General features: G+C 45.8%; 9 protein-coding genes. 1 reads left to right on the forward strand and 8 read right to left on the reverse strand.

The features are described 5' to 3' along the window. Window positions 1-73 precede the first annotated feature (73 nt). The 8 genes from IPJ71_06585 to IPJ71_06620 all read right to left on the reverse strand — a co-directional run bounded on the left by IPJ71_06585 (window position 74) and on the right by IPJ71_06620 (window position 22022). On the reverse strand, window positions 74-1546 hold the full coding sequence (locus IPJ71_06585) for a hypothetical protein (GenBank protein ID MBK7843351.1): 1473 nt from the start codon (window positions 1544-1546) through the stop codon (window positions 74-76). Window positions 1547-1565: 19 nt separating this feature from the next. Next, window positions 1566-3071, reverse strand: a complete 1506-nt coding sequence (locus IPJ71_06590; protein ID MBK7843352.1) for a hypothetical protein — start codon at window positions 3069-3071, stop codon at window positions 1566-1568. A gap of 14 nt (window positions 3072-3085) precedes the next feature. After that, window positions 3086-4591 (reverse strand): VWA domain-containing protein, encoded by a 1506-nt coding sequence (locus IPJ71_06595; GenBank protein ID MBK7843353.1) that lies wholly within the window; start codon window positions 4589-4591, stop codon window positions 3086-3088. A 21-nt stretch (window positions 4592-4612) separates the two neighbouring features. After that, a complete protein-coding gene (locus IPJ71_06600; GenBank protein MBK7843354.1) occupies window positions 4613-5200 on the reverse strand; it encodes a hypothetical protein in 588 nt (195 codons plus the stop codon). Between the two features lie 81 nt (window positions 5201-5281). Next, window positions 5282-5923, reverse strand: a complete 642-nt coding sequence (locus IPJ71_06605) for a hypothetical protein (protein ID MBK7843355.1) — start codon at window positions 5921-5923, stop codon at window positions 5282-5284. A gap of 79 nt (window positions 5924-6002) precedes the next feature. Beyond that, the gene (locus tag IPJ71_06610) at window positions 6003-12149 is read right to left on the reverse strand and encodes a hypothetical protein (GenBank protein MBK7843356.1); all 6147 of its coding nucleotides are present in this window, start codon (window positions 12147-12149) and stop codon (window positions 6003-6005) included. A 22-nt stretch (window positions 12150-12171) separates the two neighbouring features. After that, window positions 12172-17358 carry an FG-GAP repeat protein gene (locus tag IPJ71_06615; GenBank protein ID MBK7843357.1) on the reverse strand — a complete coding sequence of 1729 codons (5187 nt, stop codon included), beginning with the start codon at window positions 17356-17358 and terminating at the stop codon, window positions 12172-12174. Between the two features lie 11 nt (window positions 17359-17369). Further along, window positions 17370-22022 (reverse strand): FG-GAP repeat protein, encoded by a 4653-nt coding sequence (locus IPJ71_06620; protein ID MBK7843358.1) that lies wholly within the window; start codon window positions 22020-22022, stop codon window positions 17370-17372. 280 nt (window positions 22023-22302) lie between these two features. On the opposite strand from IPJ71_06620, the gene IPJ71_06625 reads away from it, so the two are divergent. Continuing rightward, window positions 22303-23280 carry a hypothetical protein gene (locus IPJ71_06625; GenBank protein ID MBK7843359.1) on the forward strand — a complete coding sequence of 326 codons (978 nt, stop codon included), beginning with the start codon at window positions 22303-22305 and terminating at the stop codon, window positions 23278-23280. The last annotated feature ends 34 nt before the right edge of the window (window positions 23281-23314 follow it).

The following is a 23314-nucleotide window of genomic DNA, read 5'->3' on the forward strand; positions in this document are numbered from 1 at the left end:
CAAAACAAAGTCTTGATGCACATATTCAATCCAGGAGGGCCTCACTTCACGGGGACCTCACTTCACGGGAGCCTCACTCAGAGTCGCTGCAATCATAGGTGCGGTACTCGAAATCCTTCTGACTCTCACCCTGCCAAATCAAGAGATAGGAGGATCCTCCAAGATTTTGCCATATTAAGCGGGCTGGTCTGTCCCCTCCTTCCTCAAGGATTATTTGATCCTGCATTTTTTCAAGATCTATTCGAGAAATACGTATTAAGCCGGATGAAGTCTTTTCAGACTCCAAAATCATCACTTCCCTTTTTCCGCTCGATCCCTGAATGACTCTGGGATTTTCCTTGTCCTTTAACTCCAGAAGAGACTTTGGCCTTTTGTCATCTGGATCTAAACTAAAAATAATTGCTTTCCCAGTTGAACTCAGTAGCGATCTTAAAAAAACCATATAAATCCTCTTGGCCACCAAGTCCATCCGTTCGATTCGGGAATCAAAATTCTCACTCGATAACAAAGCCTGAGTTTCAAGAAGCGATCCAACTTTTCTCTCCCCGATCCAAAATTGCTTCGAAAACCCCTTTTCACCAGTCAATAGAACTTCCTCTCCGAGGACTGAAATATCTTCGAATCCCGTATGCCCGCTGTCTTTGCATTTGAATCCTTGAACGCCTTCATCCGATATCACCTGGATAAGATCGGCCTGCTTTGGAACATAGCGCTCACTTGGAAGACCTCGTGCTTTTCTCAAATCAAATGTACCAACAGTTCCCCTGTCTGGGTTCAGGTACACAATCTTCTCAACCTGATCGGTCACTATACCAAATTTGCTCTTCGCCCCGAAGTCCTCCCCACATTCACCAATAAAACTCAAGACTCTGGCGGCCTCAGATCGGCCTTGCTCGCTTGCGATCCCTACTGAGGAATCAGTCCTCATGAGAGACTCAGTCTTCGCCCCTCCCATTTTTGGGCTCCCTGAATGTCCCAAATCAAGAATCAGAAATGAATTTCGCCGTCCCCACTGAAGATTCCAGATCAAGTTAGAACTTCCAAAAGCTACGACTTTGCTGCTCTTTAACTCGCTCTTTATGCCGCTTGAATTAAGACAATATCTATCACCGGAAGGGGGACACAAGATATCCTTTCGTCTCGCCAGTGAGGTCGAAAGCTTCCATTGATTGTCAAAAACCAGTTGATGCTGAAGAAGTGCCAAATCATTTTCGGAGTAGGTCCACAGGGACATTTCGCCACCAAAATTTCCCCAAACTAAAAGTTGCTGAGAACTTGGTTTAAGGTCTCCAAATTGCAGCTGACCCTGACTTTTCAAGGAACAGAGCCTAGAGATTTTTGACTTTTTATCTGGCAATTTATTATCTGGCTTTTCCAAATATCGACTTTTCGTCTCAGGCCCAGTCCGCTCCTTGTTTGAGCTCAATCTGTTGAAGATATCAGGATATTTCTCCTTTAGTATGCCAACGAAAAGAGCCATCGCAACAATCAGCGACGCCCCCATTAAAATCCAGAACACTTTCGGTAACTTTCTATTCTTACTCATTGTATCTCTGCTCGAATATTTAAAAAATTGAAATTCCGGTCATAACCAAAAATCGAAGGTCTTTGTAAGAACTCGCGTCCCGAAAAATAAGATCTGAAGCGATATCAGATCTCAACTCAGCAAAAAATCCAAGTTTCTTGCGAAGAGGATGCTGATAGGTTGCCGTCACTGACATCAGAGTTCCGCTAAGATCAGAGGTAGGACTAGCTACAATACCAGTACCCAAGACCTCCGCGCGAAGAGAATAAACTGCCTCCTTCTGTCCCAGGTAATTCATTGCACTTATCAGACCCCAGCTAAAACCTGTTGATAACTCAGATCCCGAATCATAAAAAAATTGGCCCATGACAGCCATTAATTCAACATCCAGCTTTGTAGGAACTATTTGATATCGGGACCTCAACACAAAGGAATCTCGAGATTTGATTCTCACGTTGTCCTCTGAATCTCGAACATGAAATCCCCCCAAGCCAATATCGAATTGAGGGGTCAGTCGAGAACTATAATTAAATCCACCGCCCAAATCACCTTCACTGTTTGCGATCTCATTCCATCCATTAAATATGGTTCCAGAGATTTCAGAATAACTCCAAATTCGAGAATACATGATCCCTGTCAATCGTTGTGGCAATATGAGGCTGTCAACAAAACTAGGAGTGTAGAATCCTTTCAACAAGCCTTTTCCTTCACTCATATGCCAGGACCCTCGAAAACGGCCAGCAACAAATTCGCTCGTTGATGATCTCCCAATTTTTACATTTGCCTCAGAAAATAGATGCTCCAAGCTTGGCTCCGTGGGAGAACCGTCCATATTTCGCCATAGGACGCTAGCTCGCGATCCAGATTCTAATGAGACAAAATAGGAAAAATCATCTTGTGCAGAACTCTCCACGACAGCTTTGATCTGTCCCAATCCGAATCCATGATGCGGGACTCCAACATCAAGAGCTGAGAATTCGTTCTCCTCTCCGCTCACAAACGAATAAACGGCATCCATAAAAAAGCTAAATCTGTCCGACGATGACAGAGAATTAACAGAGGAACCAGCCTTAACTGAAGCACCCTTCTCTTCTGCGAGACGCTCGGCACTTAAGACATTTTCTGCAGGAGGTTGAGGTGTCTGGCTTGAAACCGCTCGCGACACTTGTGATTTGTCTTTCTGTTCAAATTGGTTCCCTGCCAACTCCCAAACATCCACTCCCTTCGTCGGCAATTTTTGGGCCAAAATTTTCACCTCATGACCCTTCCATGGAAGAATCAATTGTGCAGATCGCGAAGTACACTGCTTCAGTTTAGCCATGAGACGATGCCTCGAAAGCTCCGTCCTCTTTCGACAATCCAAATGCAAGATCTGCAAAGCTGTTGACTCGCACTGGCTGGTATTAACCAGTCCGCCAACCAAACTCACATCAAGGCAATCTTTCCCATGCTCCATCTTCAAACCAAATGCCTCAAAACTAAACCCTGCCACGAGAAATAAAAAAACGGATAAAAAATTTGGTTGAAATTTACGACAGCTCTTCAAGAAGATTCCCCAGGTCACTTGTTCTGAATTATGCTAGCATCTGGCTTAGCATCGGCACAACTTAAATCCCTAATCCCGCTTTCGGAACCGCTGATGCCCACATTTTTTAAAAAGCAAGATTTTTCAAGATAGAGCTTGTAGAAGCCATTCTTTAAGATCAAAGGAAAATTAGAAATATAGGGCCCCACCAAACTGTCCTTGGCATCGTAGACGTAGTAACCAACGGTTTTTGGATAATTGAGCTGCACAACACCCGCTGAGGCAACTTCATAATCATGAACTCCCTTAGGCACAACTAAAAAGGAAGGAATGATCTCGTCAAAGTAAGGCTTCTTAAATAAATGCAATTTATATTTACCTGTTTTAGCCAAATAGGCCTTGTCACTTTTGAAACGATGAATGACTTTTGCGTTCACGTCAAGCAGCTCAACATCCATGAGTCCCTTTACGAATTGCACATTTACCGTACCGCTCCCATCCACCCGCAGAGTGACCTTATTGTTAGCCTCGATCGTGAATTTTGGAAATCGATAGTAGGGATTGAGTGCAACTTCAGCATCATAAATTCCTGGAGGAACTCGAATTGACCACCGTGCCGTGAAAGATCTGAAAAAAACTCTCTTTCCGTCTTCCCAGCGATAAAGGTTAACCATTGCTGCAGGCTCCGGAGAGACGACCTGAAGATTATTTCCAGTTTTGATATGGTTAGAGATTTTCGAAACTGCATCAAACAGCTCCTCTTCGTTATTTGCTGTCGTACTAAAATTGCCCAGACATTTGACCTTTTCGTAATCCTTGGAACGAGGATCGAAGCCAATCCCCACAACAAATATTTTGATGTCCAGGTTTGGATTTTGTTCAACCTTTTTTGCCAATTTACAAGGATCACCTCCGCAGGTTTCCTTCCCATCTGTAAAAATGACGATTCTTTTAGGTCCGTCGTATTTTTTCAAGTCATCAATAGCTGCCTCCATGCTGTCATTGAGAGGGGTGCGACCGATTGGCATAATGACCCCCATCTTTCGTTCAATTTCTCCCATATTTCTTTCCTGAAAAGGGATGGCCAGATAATTATCCTTGCAATCGTTCCTGAGCTTAGATCCATAAACACGTGTCCCAACCATGGCTTTTTCCTTCCACTGGTCAATCAGATAGTGGGACAGAACCTTTTTTGTGATATACATCTTGGTCTTACTGCTATCCATCAACTGCCCCATAGAACCAGACTTATCCACAATCAATTCGACCTTCGGCAATTTGACCTCGGTCAAATCAGGACTCTGTTCTAAACTGACACTCGCTTCTGAATTCACCTCAATGTCTTCTTCGGACTGTGCGGGCGCATGATACTTGTCCTCGTCCGACAAAGTATTGGCGCGAATGAATTCAGGAGTGAGTCCTCTCCACTTGCGCGATTCAGGGTCTTTCCCTGCCCCCCTTGCCGAGCAGGGCACCAGGAACAATGAAGCAACCAAGAAAACTAAAATTAGAATAAGGTTCAAAAAAAAGGACAATCTCATTGATGCCAAACTCACGTTCTTCTACCTTGGGTTTAAAAATTTTCCCACATAATCATCAAATCTCAATCCAAAATTAAGCATCCAGTAGCTGTACTGTTCTTTGTATCGTCCTCCCTCTGGAATAGTATAAAATCCACCTTCTTCGCTTTTCGTGGGTCCACTGAAGGTGAGATCGTAGCTTCGCACCACGTACTTTCCTGAGACTATCCAGCGGCTGGCCATTGGCATCCATTTCAGATAGATCACACTTGTCGCTCCGATCGCATACTCAAAGGCTTTAGACCCACCAGAGGCCTCTCCTCGACTGATTGTAAGATCCGTCGCAGTGAGCGAAGGGACATAACCCGCCTCAACAGAAAGGTTCTGAAGAATAAGGGGAGGAAAATAGTGATCTGTTTTCCATAACTCGCTGCCAAAGCGAGCCTCTATTCGCAATCCAACACCGAATCCATTGTACTGAGACGAGATTAAAGCTTCGTCAGGATTGATTGTTTCAAACTTATCTGTCAAAGAGTAAAATCTAATGACGGGTCTCAATATCCCTGAATCATATCCGCGAAAACGATAATTAAAGCCAAATTGAGAGAAACTGTATGTGGATTCTCCCACATCTCGAAAATAAGTTGACGTTGGGAAAATGCCGGAAAAATTATTGTATTCGTAACCAAAATTCCAAAGAAATTCAAAGTATCAAGCGAAACTGATAGACTGAAAATCAAAGCTATTTGCTTTCTTATAGGCATTAGCTTGAGTTGAGGATGTAGGATAAACTGAACCGGACAGCCTACCAATCAGAAATTCGACGTAACCGGGTTCAGGGGGCAAAGGCACAGTTTCTGTTTCTAACGGAGATTCTAAAACGATTTCTTCATCTTTATCTGATGGCGACCAAGGTGGCGCCATGATAGTAATAAGATCACCCTTATATGGTGCTTTCATGATTGAAGCTGTGTTGAGTTCTACCACAACTTCCTGGCCCTTCTGTCCCACCACAGATCCAGAAGCCACAATATCAACCACATCCCCTTCAGGTCGCATAATCAATATATGAGTCCCCACTTTGTAGGTTGATTTGGGTGCAAGAAAGATCAAATACCCATCCTCATTGATTTTCTCGACATTTTCCAAATTATTCGTAATCTCTTTTGCTTTTTGCTCGTACTCAGCAATACCTGTTAGGACGGCACCGCCGCTCGGAGCTTCTGAAAGCTGAGGTTGCGCTTGAAGCTCAGAGGGCGGTTGAGGTTGCGCTTCTGCAAGCCAGGCACCTGAAACAAAAAATAAAATGGAGAGGACACGAAAGCTCCCCCAAGAGCTGGGTATTTTCGACATAGCTTATTGGATCACAATGAACCAATGAAGGAAACTCTTTAGTTTGCTCAGATTCCAAATTCAAAGGGCCGTCTTGTTCTCATCTCACCTTAAAAACAGTCGCACCCGAACGATTGACCAACAAAATGAGCCCACTGTCGGCAAGAAGCTGAACTGAATCAAACTTCTGAGAAGTGGGAAATTTATAAATAGCCATTCCATTTAGAGTATCTATCGCGTAGACTTGATTGCCATCTCTGCTGATACCAACAATCAATCCCGTATTTGGATTGTAGGCTATTCTAGCTCCAGACATGGGTAAATCTGTCGGTGAAGCCTCTATTTCATCGACTCCCACGAAGGTCAAATCACCAGGTCCCGGAACTGCAATTGAATCCTGAAGCTTCGCAATCCCACCCGTCCCCGCGAGATGAATATACACCCGCGAATTGGCCTGATCCACAACCATGTCAGAGGGCAAACTATCCTCGTGGCCAGGAATACCATCGAAGATATTCAGAACCGCAATGGGCGCGCCTGGACTTGCCCCGGAAAAAGTGGGAGCGATATCAAAGACCAACAAGTTATAAGTCTTGGTCACCTCGTCCCTCGTCACAGCATAAAGACGCGCCAAAGCAGTGTTGACCGCGAGCGATTGAATCTTGGACGTGGTTGTATAAAAAGCCGTGCTCGCACCGGAGTTTTTGTCCCAGAAAAGCTTATTGAGAGACAAATCGGCAAAGAAAAGATAAATCGATCCCGAATTCGTCAATCTGGCCCGTGGTAAGACTCCATAATCACCATCACCATTGTAGTGATTCTTTGTGCAAAGACCCGTGCATCTCTGGGCATTCGCAAGAGGAACCGGCAGAGTTCGATAATTGCCATACAAACGAACCGAATCAGTCGTCGCAGAGTATGGTCCCGCCCGAGTTACAAGTGGCGTCAGTAACAAATCAAAGGCTGTTGCAGATGTCATCTTGTAAGACATATTGCGAGTTCGATTTGCACTGCCCCAGGCAAGATCCTCATAGTAGTTCCAACTCCCCGTTGTCAGCAAGCCATTAACATATTGGAGAGACCAAGCAAAATTTTTGACTGTTGGACCAACTTGATATTTTCCAGCAAAGGCCAGATAGTCAATATCGTCTGCCCCAAATCTCGTGTGAACACTTGTCTCAGCATTCCACTCAACACCTGTCAGAACAGTCGGAGCTCGTGCAGTCACCAAACTGAAGCTTGATTCAGGAACGGGATAGGTGTTCAAAACCTGAGCGATCCAGCTGCCTGTTGCCACATAGTTGCCGTCAGTGACTTCAACTGTTACTCTGTGTTGACCAATCAACAAAGGACCTGTGCCATCGGGATCCACTGTTCCATCCAGATATCCAGGTCTGTAAGCAAACTCATCCCCCTCATCCGAAACGAGAGTGCCATCGACATACCAGCGATAAAATAACTGATCATTTAAGTTTGTATCTGAGCCCACTGCCTTAAAAGTGAAGGGCTCTCTCTCGTCGAGATAAACCACACTCACATTTGGCAGGCGAGAAAGAGTGGGAATCGCTTCTGTTGGCATCAAAGGATTCTGAACCTGCAAGAAGAAAAAGCTCGTATCATAGGCTCCTGTCACCTGATCAGTCACTCTCACCTGGATCCGGTGCCAGGTCAATGGATCAGCAGGATCAGTGACATCCGTTACCAGAGGATTCCAGGTGATCACTCCGCTGGAGTTAATGCAGACGCCGTTTGGCAGGGCACACGAGCGAGGTGCAACTTCAATGGAATAGGTCAAAGGATTCTTGAGAGAATTTTTCACGATTGTTTTGTAAGTAAATGAATTGGCCGTGAGACCAGCCGCCGTTTGAACCATAAAATGCTCAGGCTGATCGCTCACATCCAACCTTGGGCTGACCCAAAAGACAGGAGATGTAACTGTCAACTCAAGAGGAGTTGTCCCACTCAATCTCGACGACAAATCACCACTTCGTGCCAAATCTCCATTGTCCGTCACCATAATGGTAGGACGATGGACCCCAATTTGACCAGTTTGAGGACACCATTCCAGTCTGTAAGTATAATATATATAACCTCCAGATATACTTGGACCTGAAATTCGCGTCAATTTAGGAAGAGCCAAACTCTCGTTTAAGTTGATTTCACCGGCTCCAGAACGGCAGGCACTTGCTCCTACCCCCTTGTTGCCAGAGTAATTACTCAGATAGTTATATACCTCATCTTCCCACAAAAGTTGCGATGCATGACAATCATAGAGAGGCGATACCGGATTTCCATCGAATGAAGAGCCTGGATAATAGAGAAGATTGCTATTGCTGTCTTCGCAGCCAGTGAGACTGGTCACAAAACTACCACCTGTTGGAGTAGCCAAATCTTTATCCCGAACCTGGAAAGTGGTGGTGAAATAGGTATCTGCTTGAATATTGAATTTGTTGTTTGTGCCAATCGCCAATATTTCAGGAGAGTTGTTACGATTTACGGCCTTAACTAAATAATAGGAGTAAGCAGATTGGCGTACGGCCGGCTCGCTGATCGCATCATATGTTTGAACTTTGATGACGAAACCCTCTGAAGTCGAAAGAGCCTTCACTTCGGCATCGGTGGGAGTCCATTCGATCGCACCAGTTGTCTTAGCTCCCAATCCATTTGGAAAGGCCACATAGTTTTCAACTCTCACTGTGAGGCCTGCTGGTTTAGGGACCCAAGTGGATGTTTTCCTATCATAAACCTGGGTATGAAGACTATATCCCAAACGTTTATAATCATAGGTCGCATCCATATCCATCGAAAAAATCTGAAATTTAGAAAAACTCCCTTCGACAGCAGTTCCGAGATCAATCGGTGTGTTCTGATCAGCGCCTAACCCGGGCGGATTCCAATTTCCGTCAGTGAAGTACGGAGCATTGTTTATCTCCTTTACGTTAATGCTGAGCAAAACAGTCCTCACGTTTGAGCCGGCAGGAATGCTAAATCCTGAATCATTCACAGACACTTTGAATTGAAATGTCTTCGACACATCCAAGGCATCTGGGTTGTATCGCAGATAACAAAAGCGCGACTGATGATGGGTATATCCTGTCGTATCGCTACAAGGAGTGCAGCCAGAAGAAAAAGAACCTACCGAAGCAGCGGGATTCCGACAGAGCATAAAGGGACCAACGGGCGGAGTTGTACTCCCATCAGAAACAAGGCTCAAGGAGTAACGATCATCCAGGTCCTTAGCCAATAGTGTATTCGAAGTATTATCCGTGACAGAAATGGGCATTCCCAAAACTGCATTGCCCTCTAATACTTGCAAATAAGTAGGAGAGTAAAAACTGGGAGCATAATTGTAATCTGCATAGTTGGCACAATAATTAAAGTCTGAAAATGCCGCATTCGGATGTTTGTCCATCACTCGCTCGATCTGTACAGTTTTTGTCGCTTCACCTCCTGCAAAACTAACAGCTGAAACCAACCTATATTTTTTCAAATTGCTTGTTTGAAAAGTGTAGTTAGCTGGATCTAAATTGAGAACGCCAGACGGGTTTGTCCGGGTCACTCTTAGGTTTCCGTATCGATAGAACGAGGATAAATTTGTTACCGTCAACGAGGGAGGTGAGGGCAAAGTGCTTTTTACAATTGTAATCTCGTTAGCAAGGGCATCGGCTCCATCAAAACCGCGAATCGTCCAACAAAAGGAAGCGTCGTTTGCGGGCTCACCGTTTGCCTTATATTTATATATGATACCTCCCACTTCAGTATAATTGCTATCCACATTGGTCGTGACTAAGCTCGCATCAGGGAGCACCCCATGCTGAGTCAGGGACCCAACTGGAATTTTGAAATTGATTCGACGAATGTCGACATTCGCAACGGTGGTGCCGCCCGTTGGTATGAGAGCGTTGTTAACGACCTCATACTTCAGAGTGGAAACCGTCCCGCCAAGAAGAGCTTCATTTGTTCGCAAAATCAACCCCGAAGGAATGACAACAGGGACTACTGCGGGAGAAGGAAGAGTAAATGTGGCCTTTCCAAGCTCTGCATTGAGTAAACTTGGATTGGTAACTGTTACTCCCGGCACACTCAGGAGACCCGGATTCTCAATAATCTTTAGCGTGTTGGCCGCTGATGTGCGATTCAGAGGAGTCAACGGAATAACAACTGCATCAAGCGATGATTCCATGGTGACGGCAGCTGCAGTTTGATAATAGACACGAAATCCTGAGGCCACGTAGTCTGTCCAAAACTGAGTTCCGGCATTTATCGTTATGTCACTGCTTCCTGGGCCAGGTCGCTGCACGGTCACCGTCGAGGCATATGGGCTGGCCTCGTTGTTGCTAAAACATTGACTCATGGTCGAGAGCTTTGTTTCATATAGAAAATAGGCCTGTCCTGCTTTGCGTTTTAATACCACGGGTCCGAGTCCAGCTCCTGGATCGCAGGACTGCAAGTGAGGAAGGACTCGAGTGGGAATATTAATCGATTGGATCAAGGGAGGATCAAAATCTCCGTCGGTGTACGGAGCCGAAACTGCTGTTATAGGGCTTAGCGCCTGAACTGGATTTGTCAGCAGCGGAGTTGTTCCTGACTTACAAGGCACCTGATTGACGTCAGCAGCAGTCAAGGTAATTGTCTGAGGCGCCACCACGCCGCCATGATCATCGCTCAAAACAACAACAAAGTTGGCCGTTTTTCCCAAATGCGTTGGCCGCCAAACGAAATGAAAGGTCGTTCTTGATGGCGTAACCGTAGGAGCAGACTGAGTGACCGAAGAACCAAAGTTGCCAGTGACTGTGGCTGTAATGGTATCAGGTGGCGTGGTCGTAGGGTCCTCGTTATCTGGATCAATAACCGCAATATCAAAGCTAAAATCACCAGTACCCAAGGGATTCGCCATCAAACACTGATCGAATTCTATGGGTGTTGATTGATTTGGATTCGTCGGCACAATACCTCCTCCCAGTATGTAAGGAGGAGTGTTCACGTCCAGGACAGTGAGGTTAATTCCGCGCAGAGCCAAACCCTGTTTTCCGTCATCGAGGCGCAAATCAACAAAGGCGCTTCCTTTTTTCGCATCGGCGTTGTCTGGTGTCCACTCCAGTGTGACGGCACTACCAGTCACTGTGGCCGGTCCAACAATCCCATTGATTTTAACTGGCGATGAAAATCCCGTTGAATTCAAAGACCAAGTCAAATTGTCAAAATCTGGATCAACCCCAGTTAATCTGCAACTCCAGGTCGACTTTTCTCGAACTGTTGGAAGACAGGCGCCGCTGATCACAGGCTTGCGATTGAAATCTTGAATAGCAAGCTCCCAATCAATTGTTAGCACACGCCCGCCATCAGTTATAAGAACTTGCAGACCATAGTTATCCCCACCCCCATCAAAGGACCCGGGTGTCCATGAAAAATGCTGAGTGTCTGTGAGAATGATTTCGCCTTTCTGTTTCCAAACATAAAACAGCATATCTCCGTCAACATCTGTTGCTTCGGCATTAACTTCTAAAAGAGACTGCTCCTTTCCAGCTACGAGGCCAGGAGGTGTTGAAGTAAAAATATCTAAGACGGGAGGATTATTCGGAACGCCAAATGGAAAAGGCGCAGTCAAAACTTCACCCGTCGAATCAAAATTGAATTGAGCTCCAAGGCTCGCCAGCAAATTCAGGAACTCCAGGTTATTAGACAGGCCATTTTTATAGAACTTATAGAGTAAATCTGGATTCATCTCTTCGTTCAGGCCAAATGTCGTCAAGCGGTCCCGAGTAAATTTGTCGACATAATTCTGCAGAAGAGAGATTTGGTCTTTGCTATAAGCCTTAATAGATTTCTTGGGGTAATTGGCCAATATTTGATAGACAAGTGTTGATTGAAGAGATGGGTAAACGATTTTATCTTGGTCAGTCACAAGAGCGAATAACTCGGTATCGTGATAATCCATTCTGACCTGGATGACGTAAGGTCCCGTCAAGGTCATATTCTTTGGTGAAATAATTGAATGAACTTTTCCTCTCACGAGTCTGTCAGCTGAGAGCGGTGTAATGTCTAAAACAGTCTCTAAAACAGCATTGTCGTCCGTAGGAGATCGCAAAACAACTTCGTAAAGATCATCTGAATAATACAAAAATCGATCGACATTAAATTGTATTTGTCCGCCAGGAGGAATAACGATAGCATCACCCTCCTTCTTGCAACTAATGGCAAACGCCTGAGCCAAAAAAAGAAAAATCAATATCTTCAAACGTGCCACGTTCATCCCCTGTCAATGTCTGTCAATAAAAGAGAAAAAATCCCCCTAAATCGACGCCCTTCAAATCACCTTCCCCATCGTAGCCAGGTGTCACAATCATATAATCTGCAGAACTATCTCCGTTTACATCACCCAAGGACGATTTTTTTGAAAAAAAGATGGCCCCAGGAAGATCGAATTTTGGAACGATCATAAATGGCTTATAGCGACCTAGACTATCTGCGACAGAATTCAGATCGGGATATTCAGAGGTGAAAAGGCCACGTGAACTGCCAAAATAGATGACCCCTCTTCCGATATCATTATAATCTCTCGTCAGATCATCCCAGTTTCTGCCCCCTATCAAAATGTCGTCATAGCCATCCTTGTTAACATCCCCCAGGCCTTTTCTGGCGCCAAGGACATTGGCCCCATTCATATCCCCGGAGGCCGATCCCAAAACAAGAAACTTCTGCATCGGCAGTTTTGGACCGCCCGGAGTCTGACAATCACTCGCAAAGTTAATACTGGATATCTGCCCCGCATCTGTTGGATTCGACCATAGAAACTGGCGATTGAAGTTCGATTCATTTTGCGTCAACGACAGCATTCCTATTTCATTGTCTGCGCCACAAAGTGGCCCATAGTAAACATAGGCCAAACCAGGAGTTCCGTAACTTTGAGAGCCTTCGTTAGGAGTCGTAACAATGAGATCTTCATATCCATCCTTATTTAAATCACCTGCGACACTCATGAAGGATCCAAAAAGACGTCTCGTGCCGTTGGATGGATTAGACACCTCATAAGCTATTTGTGGCATCAAAGCTCTCAATTTTTGATTTCCAAGGATCTGAGTCCCCAAAGCTTTATCATCAACGGCCGGATTTGTGAGAGTGCTCGGACAAGATGCCAGAGAAGAATAACCCATGTAGTAGCTCGTTTCTGGGCCGGCAACAATACCCTCATCGGATCCCCCAAATACATAAATGCGCCCATAGTCCCGAAGGCTTGAACCTTGAAGACAGGTTAAGTCTTCAAATCCCATGGCTCCAACCAAAAGATCGTCATAGCCGTCGTTATCATGATCCATGACAACAATTCCAGACCCAAATAAATGCCCCAATTCGGCATAACCATAGTTCACGTTCTCAAAAATCGGATTGCGTAAAAATTGTCCCCTGCAGGACTTAGCAGTACCTGGCGAACAAGCCCGCTGGGATACGTTGGATTCAGAATCATATCCACTCACGGCGTAAGTGGAATTCGTCAATGAAAAATCTGTGCCTGGCGAGGCGAGGCCTCTCAGACTCGGCGTTTGCAATCCATTTGCCGAACCATATAAAACATAAACAATACCATGATTGGGGATAGCTGCACCTGTGCTGCATCTCGCATCGTTTGAGGCTGGTGCGGGATTGCAATGCCATCCGGCTCCCGCTCCAATTCCAAGAACATTCAACTCTGCAGGGGGCAGTTTGGGAGCTGCTATCGTATTCATCAAAGGGCTGGACGCCCGCGGGTTGGCAATCACCACGTCTTCAAACCCATCTCCGTTCAAATCACCATGAGCAAGCAGTTCATTTTCAATTGAAGTGTTGATCCCAGAACCTGAGCATCCAATGGAGTTGCATCCTACAGTGTTTTCTGAAATTCCTGGCATAAAAGACTGGGTTACGATCTGAGGATCGTTCACATCGGGAATCCAAGAGGGGTTGGACACAGCCTGAAGTCCGCCTCCAGTCCCGAAGTAAATGATAAGGGAGTTAGAGGTATCGATAAAGGCCACATCGTCAAAACTGTCACCATTCACATCGCCAGTGGGTAAAGCATAAGAGACCCAAAAGTCAGACACATTATTCGGCTTCAGAATTAGTTGCGGCAAACGAATACCAGGCTTCGTTGAACTAATGCTTTGATTAACAGCCGGATAGCAACTGCTCAGATTTTCACTTCCAGCAAGGAAAATTTTTGAAGGGTTATTGCGACAAAGTTCCGTCGTTACCAATCCCACCTTTGATCCATAGTAAACAATCGCATCCATAGTTCTAACACCAGCAGATGATATTCTGACCATGCGCCCAACAGCATCATCATAGCCATCCCCATTCAGATCTCCGACAATTTGAGTCTTGTAATAGAGATAATCGGACAATGTCGCCAGATCGTCGCTCAGCTTGACATCACTTTCAGACCGAATAGCCGGAAGAGTTGTCCCATTTGCTGTGTTGAAGAGGTGGATCATGCCAGCCCCTGGCCGATGGGCCTCATCTCCAGGAGCCCCAACCGCAATATCAATCAAAGACACCGAAGCTCCAAAATCGCCGTTAAAATTGCCCGAGGCAACGGAAGTCCCCAACCTGTCGTCGATGTCTCCCTGCTCGCTATAAAGCTTAGAAAAGACCGAAGTCACCCCAATATTTGGAGCACTTCGATAGACAAAGACAGCTCCTGAAGCTGCTCCTTTTGTGCTATCATTTGGTGCCCCTACGACAATATCTAAAAGTCCATCCCCCGAGATATCGGAGGCAACTAAAGCTCCGCCAGATGATCCCATCTGCGTACCAGCCGCGATGGAATCTGATCGCAGTACTGTGGGCGCGCAAGCCGCTTGATTGGCAACCAAAGCAAAGTTAGTAAAGTCAACACAAGCTGGATCGTTGATCCTGAAATCTCCATTTGGTCCGCTGTCCCCTCCGACAGCGACACCTTTAAAATCAAGGCCTTCAAAAAGTCTTCCACCGTTGCCAAAAAATTGCCACAAATGTCCGACGTCAGCATTGGTCGCATCACCGTAAGGTGCCGAAACAAGGACTTCAGCAAACCCATCACGATTCGGATCTTTAAAGGAAGTCAAAAGAGCGTTGTTCTCATCATACCTGGATGCATTTCCAGCAATCAGTACTGCTGCGCCAAACCCTACTGAGCTGGGAATTCTCGGAAATAAGATCCTAAAACTGGAGGAACTGGTGAGACAGGAGTAATGATCACGTTTCGAAATCATTCCTCTTTCCTGACAGGACCAATAATTGTTACGATAGGGTTTGTCCACGTCTCCTCCGGTAGGAAGAGATGACATTCCACGACCAAAATATAAAAATGAAATTCCGGTTGAGGTCGTCCCCTGGTTCATTCCCCAGGCGTTGGTCGGGTTGACATAGCTTCCGGCAGAACGAGTCCACCCTCCTCCGACCGGAGAAATCCCTTGGTTACCGTTGAATGGAAACAGCCCTACTTGAGGATTCGCATACGAAAAGCCAGGAGCTCCTACCACAAAATCCGATCCACCATAGGATTTACCGTTGGCATTTCTCACTCTGTAATAACCGTCCACGTCACCTCTTCCAGCAATGGAAGAGCCAAATCTCATATTTTGTTCAACAACTGGGGGAAATATTTTGAGCCAACGAAATCTCGCATCTGAGCCAGATGGAATTCCTGTTGCCGTCGGAGTTTCATAACCAATACCAAAGCGCGAACCAAAGTAGATCGCAACATAGCCAACATCGGAAACATAGCCCTGCCCGGCCGGTGCCGCCAGGTCTGCTTTTCCGTCCCAATCGCCGTAAGGGGCACCAATTCCGATATCGTCATATCCATCCCCATTGATGTCGCCCAAAAAAGCAACTGAATAGCCAAACAAATCCCCCGAGGAATAGGGATAAGTGCTCACAAATGCCCCACCTAGGACAGATGAGGGCCACAAGGAGTAATCGGGCCACAGCCTGACGGGCGAACACGTGGCATCCTCGGCCAGCCCATCACAGGTTTCCACGTTCTCAGGCATGTCTGACAAATGGGCCGATCTAGCCAAACCATTGCGTCCGCCAAAAAAGACATAACTTCGACCCACTCTGTACCCGCTATAGTATTCATAAGGAGCACCAACGATTAAATCTTCGCAAGAATATAGGCCCAACTTATCGCCATTTAAATTTCCTCCACTTGCGAGACTAAATCCAAATTGCGCATTACTTCCAAGATCGTCAAAAGTGATAACTTGAGGATCCTTTCCGGGATTAACAGGCTCGAGCACGGGAGGGATACTCGTCTTTAACTCATAGGTCGTATCTGGCTTTCTATAGGAATAATAGACGATAACTGCACCGGCAGTGCTGACACTCACTCCATATCCAGCCAAAGAAGCCTGGGACATACCAACAGCCAGATCAGCGTAGCCATCACAATTAAAGTCTCCGCTCGCCATCGCATTTCCAAGCTTTGCCATCCCGCCACCGACGCTGCTGATTGGGGGAGAGTCAATTTTAACAGATTGACCCTTTACATAAGTCGATAGGCCTGTGGCTTTATAAGTTTCATCGATTGTGCCATCGCTGTAATGCACTTCTAAACTCAAATTCTCCACGGGACCAGGATCCAATGAAACCCCGCTCATAATAAGAGTTCCAGCACCGATAAGTGGATCTGATACAAGGCTCCCATCCCGTTTTAAAACAGATGAATAATGTTCAGACCGAAATAACGAGTTAATGACTGGTGTTACTTTCACGAAGGGCAAAGTTCCGATGCTAATTGGATTTAAAAGATATGCAGGACTTGGAAACGAAGCGGGAGTCTGATGACTTAAGACAGCAGTCGTACGTTCAACGACTTTATCTGCATAAAGTGCATGAACAGAAAAGTAATATTTAGTCGCACCCGACAGCCCCTTAAACGTATAGTTCTGCGCACTGGTGCTCACATAGTTAGTTGTCCAGTTACTTGTGTTACTCGCTGAAGGAGCCGCATCTTTCGTATAAAATATTTGAAACTCAGCATTGTAGGAATAACTCCACTTGACGACGGGATTACCGTCCGGATCAACAGTGATTTCAGTTATACCTTTAAACACGGGCCAAGTCGTTGCTGAAATCTCTTTGTCTCCTCCCTGGGTCCCGCCCGCGGCACTTTCCCCTATGACCTTAAAGGAATAAGATTTCTCCGGGATCAAGGATCCGATAGTAGCTCCCTCAAAAACCTGCTCCACCAATGGCTCAGTTTGAAAATCCGAATAAACCTTGTATCTCATATAAGCAGCATTGTTGATCCAGTTTATTTTAATTGAATAAGGAGAAAGTGCTTCTACATCTCTGACTCCTGTAAAATCCTTGCTCACAGATCCACTTTTTACTCCGTCCTTACATGACCCGAGCAAAACACACACGAACGGCAAAAGCATCCGAGCGGGGAGTTTCGTGAGATAATTCATTTTAAACAAATCACGTTCAAACATATTAAGTCCCATTAATAAATGACGTAAATGATCCCCACAGAATAAGCCAATCCGCTCGGGTGAGTCCTTCCAAATCCTCCAAATAAAATATCCTCAACACCATCTCCATTTAAATCTCCAGAAGAATTTCCTGACATCCAGGTGTGCTCATATGCTTCTCTATTGGGAAGATAAAATTGAAAGGGATTACAAACACCACCCGAGCCCACATAGCATTGAGGAGAAGTTGAAGGTTGCACAAGGGCCTGGAGGCCCAAGTCAGATCCAAAATAGATGATGCCATAACCTGTTTCGCTCAAAGTCAATTCTTCGTTGTAATCGCCAGCAGCCACATTGACAAAAAGATCAAGAAATCCATCCTGGTTAAAATCTCCAGCCGAAGAGAGACCGTAGCCAAATCCATCGCCAGAGCTAACCGAAAGTGGTTGTAAAATTTGGGGCCAAGGTTGGGACGCATCTATATGAGGTTTGTTAAGTGGATTGGCAGGTGCCATTGTCCAATAGTCAGTGGCAACGAGTGTGCTGGGCCCATAAAACGCACCTTTGGTATCAACCAATCCGCCATAAAATACATAAACATATCCTGGTTCGGATCCAGGTGACGACACGCCCAGATCTGGAAAATCATCGCCGTTGATATCTCCCATCTGCGCCAGATTATATCCAAACTGGTGGCCCGCATAATAGGGAACCAAGGTCTGAAGAGACTTCGGACTCAGGCCTCTTGTTGTTCCCTTGAAAAGATAAACTCTTCCGGAATTGGCACTGTATTGGTTATCACCTACCAGAAGCTCATCGAACTCCTCTCCCTGAGATTCTTCAATTGAGGAAAACCCAAGAATACCAAACCCAAAGCCACTGGCATTTCCTTCGGGGCTTGCGATCAACTGAACTTTGCAAACGGGATCAACGCCACCCGCGCAAGGATCGACGGCCACAACATCGACAGTTGTCGTCCCCGAGCCAGTGTCAACGGTAACCCTGCCGCTAGATCGATTGGTTTGAGGACCGTTGGCCCCTCCGTAAACGACAGCCACAGATCCACTGTTCGTCGCTCCGTATAGACCGCTGATACCAGCTGCCGAAAGTGCCGCATTTTGATCTGAGGGTAGAGCAAAAGAATTAGTCATAGCGATTGCCATATCGCTATATCCATCGCCATTAAAATCACCATAACCAACCGACTGGTTGCTCGCATCATAAGTGCCGGTCACCGTAGGCAAACCAAAAACTTGATTAAACCGAAGCGTTACAGATGCGCCACCGACAACCTTGCCAAAAATCAGAGGATTTTTCCCGGTTGGCGAAATCTGCGGCACAGCAGAAGAAATCAACCCGGCAAAGGAACCGTAGAAAATATAGCTGCCGCTATTTCCTATGATCAAAATATCGTCATAGGCATCGCCATTGACGCTGCCAATTCGATGAAAACTAAATCCAAAACTTGAATCGTCCTCATAGCTAATCAATTTTGGACCCAAATCAATCGGAAACAAACTTGGAGCAGGAGTCGAAATGAGACCAGCAATCGAACCATAGAATAAAACCAGAGAAGTTTTCCCCTGCGATTCAAGGTAGGTCAAAACATCATCATACCCATCACCATTTATATCTCCAACAACCTTGGCTCTTTCAAATTTGTAATTCAATTCCTTGCTAAAATTAGGATTTATTTTTTTATCAACATTGTTGACGCTAGCTCCAAATGTACCGCTTGATAAAAACAGGAAGGCCGCGCCATTTCCTGCCACAATCTGGGAGTCCTGAGGGGCTGAGGAGATCACATCTCCCGTTCCATCACCATTAAAGTCACCGCCAACAATACCTCCCAACGAAAAGTATGCTCCCTTGTTGAGGTCACTGGGATACATCATCGATGGACCGAATGGGCTCACTCCACCCGAGTACCAGGTACAAGATGAAAGGCAGTTGCTCAAAGTATTGTCAGAGGCCTGTGTCTGAGTTACCTGAGACCCTCCGTCAATTCCAAACGTTGAAATATCAGCTCGATAAACGTAGATAGCCCCAGCATCGACAAGCGTTCCAGAGCCACCTGAGCTCAAAACATCTCGATAAGGTGCCCCGACCGCCAAAGATGGTATTCCTCGGCCAATATCTTCAAAATCATCGACCACTCCAAGAGTATAACCAAAATGCGAACTTGCTTGAGCAGGCGTGTTGTATAGCACCTGATGTTCACAATGCTTAAGTGGACCCGTCGTCACGTTGTTATTTTGCGGATTGCAAGGCACTGTATTTCGAGCCGTCACCTGATGTTTTTTTGAGGCGGACGCGAGAATTCCCTGAATTCCGCCCAAATCATGATTATCAGATTGAGGTGTCACATAATAGCCGTAGACAGATCCAGCGTTCGTAGCGCCTGATACGGTCGCATAAGGTGCGCCCACGAAAATCGCTCCTGTAATTGAGGGCAGCGGCGGCACGCTCCCCACGGCATTATCCAATGGGTAGCCATTCATGTTTTCAGCACCCACAAGACTTGAACCATATCTGGCATCGAGACCATATAGCTCAGAGGGAACAGTCTCCTCACAAGTCCAATCGTAAATTTTCTGTTTGTCTGGCTTTGTTCCATCAGAATTCAAAGGTAATTTTGCCTTGCAGGTGACAATAGATCCTTGATTATTCATTCTCAACGGGACTCCAATCACGAGGTCATCGCACTTGCCAAAATCAAAGCCGTAGCCGTCAAGTGGACCCAGAGGCCGATAACTGTACGCGCTAAGGCCTTTATTGCAGTTCCTGGAATTATAAGCTGTCGCGAGGGAACTGGAGAAGCTACTCTCGCCCGGCTCCCCATCAAAAACATTCCCGTCAATGAGAGATCCAGCGCCGATGTCGCTAGCTAAAATAAAGTCAAACGCCTTCGACGAAGATTGCGGATACAGGCCCTGACTCGATCCTCTCAAAACATAAACAACTCCCGTATTGCTTTGAACCGCTCCCACGGCAAGGTCATCGAATCCATCATTATTAAAGTCGCCAAAAGTCAGGGCCCTTCCAAATGAGCTCGTGCCACTGACGGACATTCTGACAGACCTGCAACTGTTGGAGACCGCATCGCAAGTGAGTTCATTAACACCGAAATTGTTGCTTCCAGAACCTGCCACCAATCCAGATGTCGGATCGCCAAATGCAACATATACCTGACTCAGAGAATCCGAAAAGGCAAGATCCTCACACTTTTTGATTTTTACCAAATTAGGGGTTCCTGCAAATGTTGAGAACAAGGAATCGCATTGGCCACCATAGGATGAAGCTCCATCACGATAAAAACAATCGCCATTGGCATTTCCAACAGACATATGTTCACCCAGTCGCGTCCCCGAAACAGTCACTGGAAAATAGATGAGTTGTGGATTCGGAAATGTGCCAGTGGCACTGGGCGCTGCTGAGGTATTGAGAGTTGGAGGGGGATCAACAATTCCTAAAACAGGATCCAAATAAGGTGGAGGATCATAAGTGTAATAAATGGCAACGCTTCCCATTGTATCAAAATGCTGCTGGCCAATAACAGGCGTGGAATCGGGTGCGCTCACCGCAAGATCGGAAAATCCATCACAGTTAAAGTCCCCCCGCGCCAGAACCTGACCGAAGCTCTGAAGCCCCTTTCCTCCGCCCAGTAAGGGAGGAGAAATCTCGTGAAAAGATGAGCTGGTCTTCATGTTTCTTATTGAACTAAATGCCCCTTCTGCCTGCCCCACCACAACCTCAGAGCGAGCCTGAGCGCCCGCTTGGTTTTTTATGACCGCATAATATTTATGGGGGCCCACAGTTATCGCGCTGAAGGATTTAAACGGCCCATTGCCAATGCGAGAAGCAATATTTTGATTGCTCGCTAATTCAAAAATGTCAGTGAGGTATGTCGAATCTCCACCAATTGCGGTAAACCAAGGATAATTTCCTGGAATTCCCGGATGCATAGAAATGCTCGGCAGATTATTCAAATCGCTGGAGGTCACCCCACATTGAGTCGAAGCTGCCACGGCGCTGCTATCTGAGGTCAAGGGTTCGGTAGTCCCGTCCAAGTAGACCGCCTGGACAAAGAAGCAATAGTTTGTCCCGCCCTTCAGGCCTGTCACAGAGGCAAGATTGCTTCCAGTCACTCTCAGAGCCGCAGAACTAAAATTCCAGGTATCAGTAAACTCCTTGTAAAACACATCGTAGCTGACTGAAGGATCAGTTAAAGTCCAGGTCAAGTTAATGCGAGTGGACGACTGCACAGACACAGAACCTGCTGATAGGCCAGTAAACGTATTGAATGTCCTTACCTCAGTAAAATTATCCAAACCCTCTTCCTCAAGTTCCAAGGCATTAAATCCCGTCACAGAAAATTGGTAGGTGTTCGCAGGCAACAAACCTGATACAGTTTTTTCTGAAAACTGCTCTGTGCTGATGGGTTGACTGACACCCGCTCGATAAACGCGAAATTCAGAATATCGGGAGGACTGGGTCCAGGTTAATTTGACAGCCGTAGGGCTCAGAACAATCGCTTTTTCAATTCCTGAGAAACTGGGAACGACAGTTCCAGACTGATAACCCACCTTCTTGCACCCGGTGGTTAACAGCCCAGCCAGAACTCCAGTGGCAGCAATGACAATGCGCCATGTGCCGAGATCTAAACAGCGAAAATACGTTCCCATGTTTAGCTTAAACCTCTATTTTATCTTCACAAGGGAGACTTAAATGCCCACCTTGACCTACAACAATCTATCGTCAGGTCCAAGGTCCAACTCAAGCCCCCGTTCTCAGATTAGATCACAATCACAAAAATGCCCTGATGATCGTCCAAGAATGATCCGAAATTGTGCCGCAAACGACAATTCTCAAAATTGAACGTCTCAACTAAAATCGAATTCATTTAAAAAGTCTTGAAAATATGTCGAAGAGATCTATGTATGGATTTTTTTGAATGAGGAATTAATGCCCAATTTTAACTCAAAAGCGATTGTGGTGGTATCTATTTCTATCTGTATTGGGGCTATTGCTGTCTATGGTTTGCGCCATCGATGGGCCACCAAGCAAGAATCCAAAAAGATTTCTGAATCTAAGCAGATGGAGCAAATTCAGTCAGAGATCATCAGAGATTTGAAACGCTCGTCTCAATCAGTTGAGGCACAGCTCGTCCAATCGGGGAATTGGAAAAAAATTGAAGAAAATCTCAATTCACAAAAAGGGAATCATTCAAACAAAATGGCGAAGGTCCTTAAGCACCTTGTCGATAGCTCAGAAATTGGGTTGGACAAGCAGGCGCAATTGCGAGAGCTTCTCACTCGATATCTGAGTCAGTTCTCAGCGAAGCCTGTCGGAAAAGAAGCCAGAACACTCAGACTGATATCTGAAGCACTTAAAAAATTGGGCCCCGCTTTACCTTCAGATCCCAGTCGGGCCAAACTGACAGAACTTGCCCTTGACAAGAGAAGTCAGTCAGAGACAATTATCGGGACACTTTCTCAGGAAATCCTGTTGTCTTGGGGTGAAACACCCAAGGAAATTATCGATATTGTATCCAGCGAATTGGTCAATGGCCCTTCTGAACGATCCCATCAATGGCTCAACCAAATCAATTTCCTCTCGTCAACTGAGAAAAAGAAAACTCTTCTCTGCCCCCTCAAAGATAAGTTTGAGAAAGTCGCTGAAAACCTGCAGCCATCTCTTTTAGCCATTTTGGCAAGGCAAACAAAACTATGTGGAGATATTTCCCATCTCATTAAGATGTCCTCCTCGAAACCAAGCGAGGAATGGATGGAAGCCTTTGCCTTGTCCGTCGAACAAACTTCGACCCAAGGCAAGTTTATAGTCGAGCTCCAGAAAGCCTCGGAGAAGACAGCAAACCCATTTCTCCGTGAAAAAATTCGAGGTCTTTTGGCTCAGAAAACGAAAGTGGAAATGAAAGAGTGAACCGAAGTCTTATAAAATTCTATCTTCACTTTCT

It is taken from the genome of Bdellovibrionales bacterium, assembly GCA_016714165.1.
Taxonomy (GTDB): Bacteria; Bdellovibrionota; Bdellovibrionia; order Bdellovibrionales; family UBA1609; genus JADJVA01.

Bases quoted from the DNA above. Each gene is read 5' to 3' on its own strand.
- IPJ71_06585 (MBK7843351.1), bottom strand. From the start codon at position 1,546: ATGAGTAAGAATAGAAAGTTACCGAAAGTGTTCTGGATTTTAATGGGG.
- IPJ71_06595 (MBK7843353.1), bottom strand. From the start codon at position 4,591: ATGAGATTGTCCTTTTTTTTGAACCTTATTCTAATTTTAGTTTTCTTG.
- IPJ71_06605 (MBK7843355.1), bottom strand. From the start codon at position 5,923: ATGTCGAAAATACCCAGCTCTTGGGGGAGCTTTCGTGTCCTCTCCATT.
- IPJ71_06615 (MBK7843357.1), bottom strand. From the start codon at position 17,358: ATGTTTGAACGTGATTTGTTTAAAATGAATTATCTCACGAAACTCCCC.
- IPJ71_06620 (MBK7843358.1), bottom strand. From the start codon at position 22,022: ATGGGAACGTATTTTCGCTGTTTAGATCTCGGCACATGGCGCATTGTC.
- IPJ71_06625 (MBK7843359.1), top strand. From the start codon at position 22,303: ATGCCCAATTTTAACTCAAAAGCGATTGTGGTGGTATCTATTTCTATC.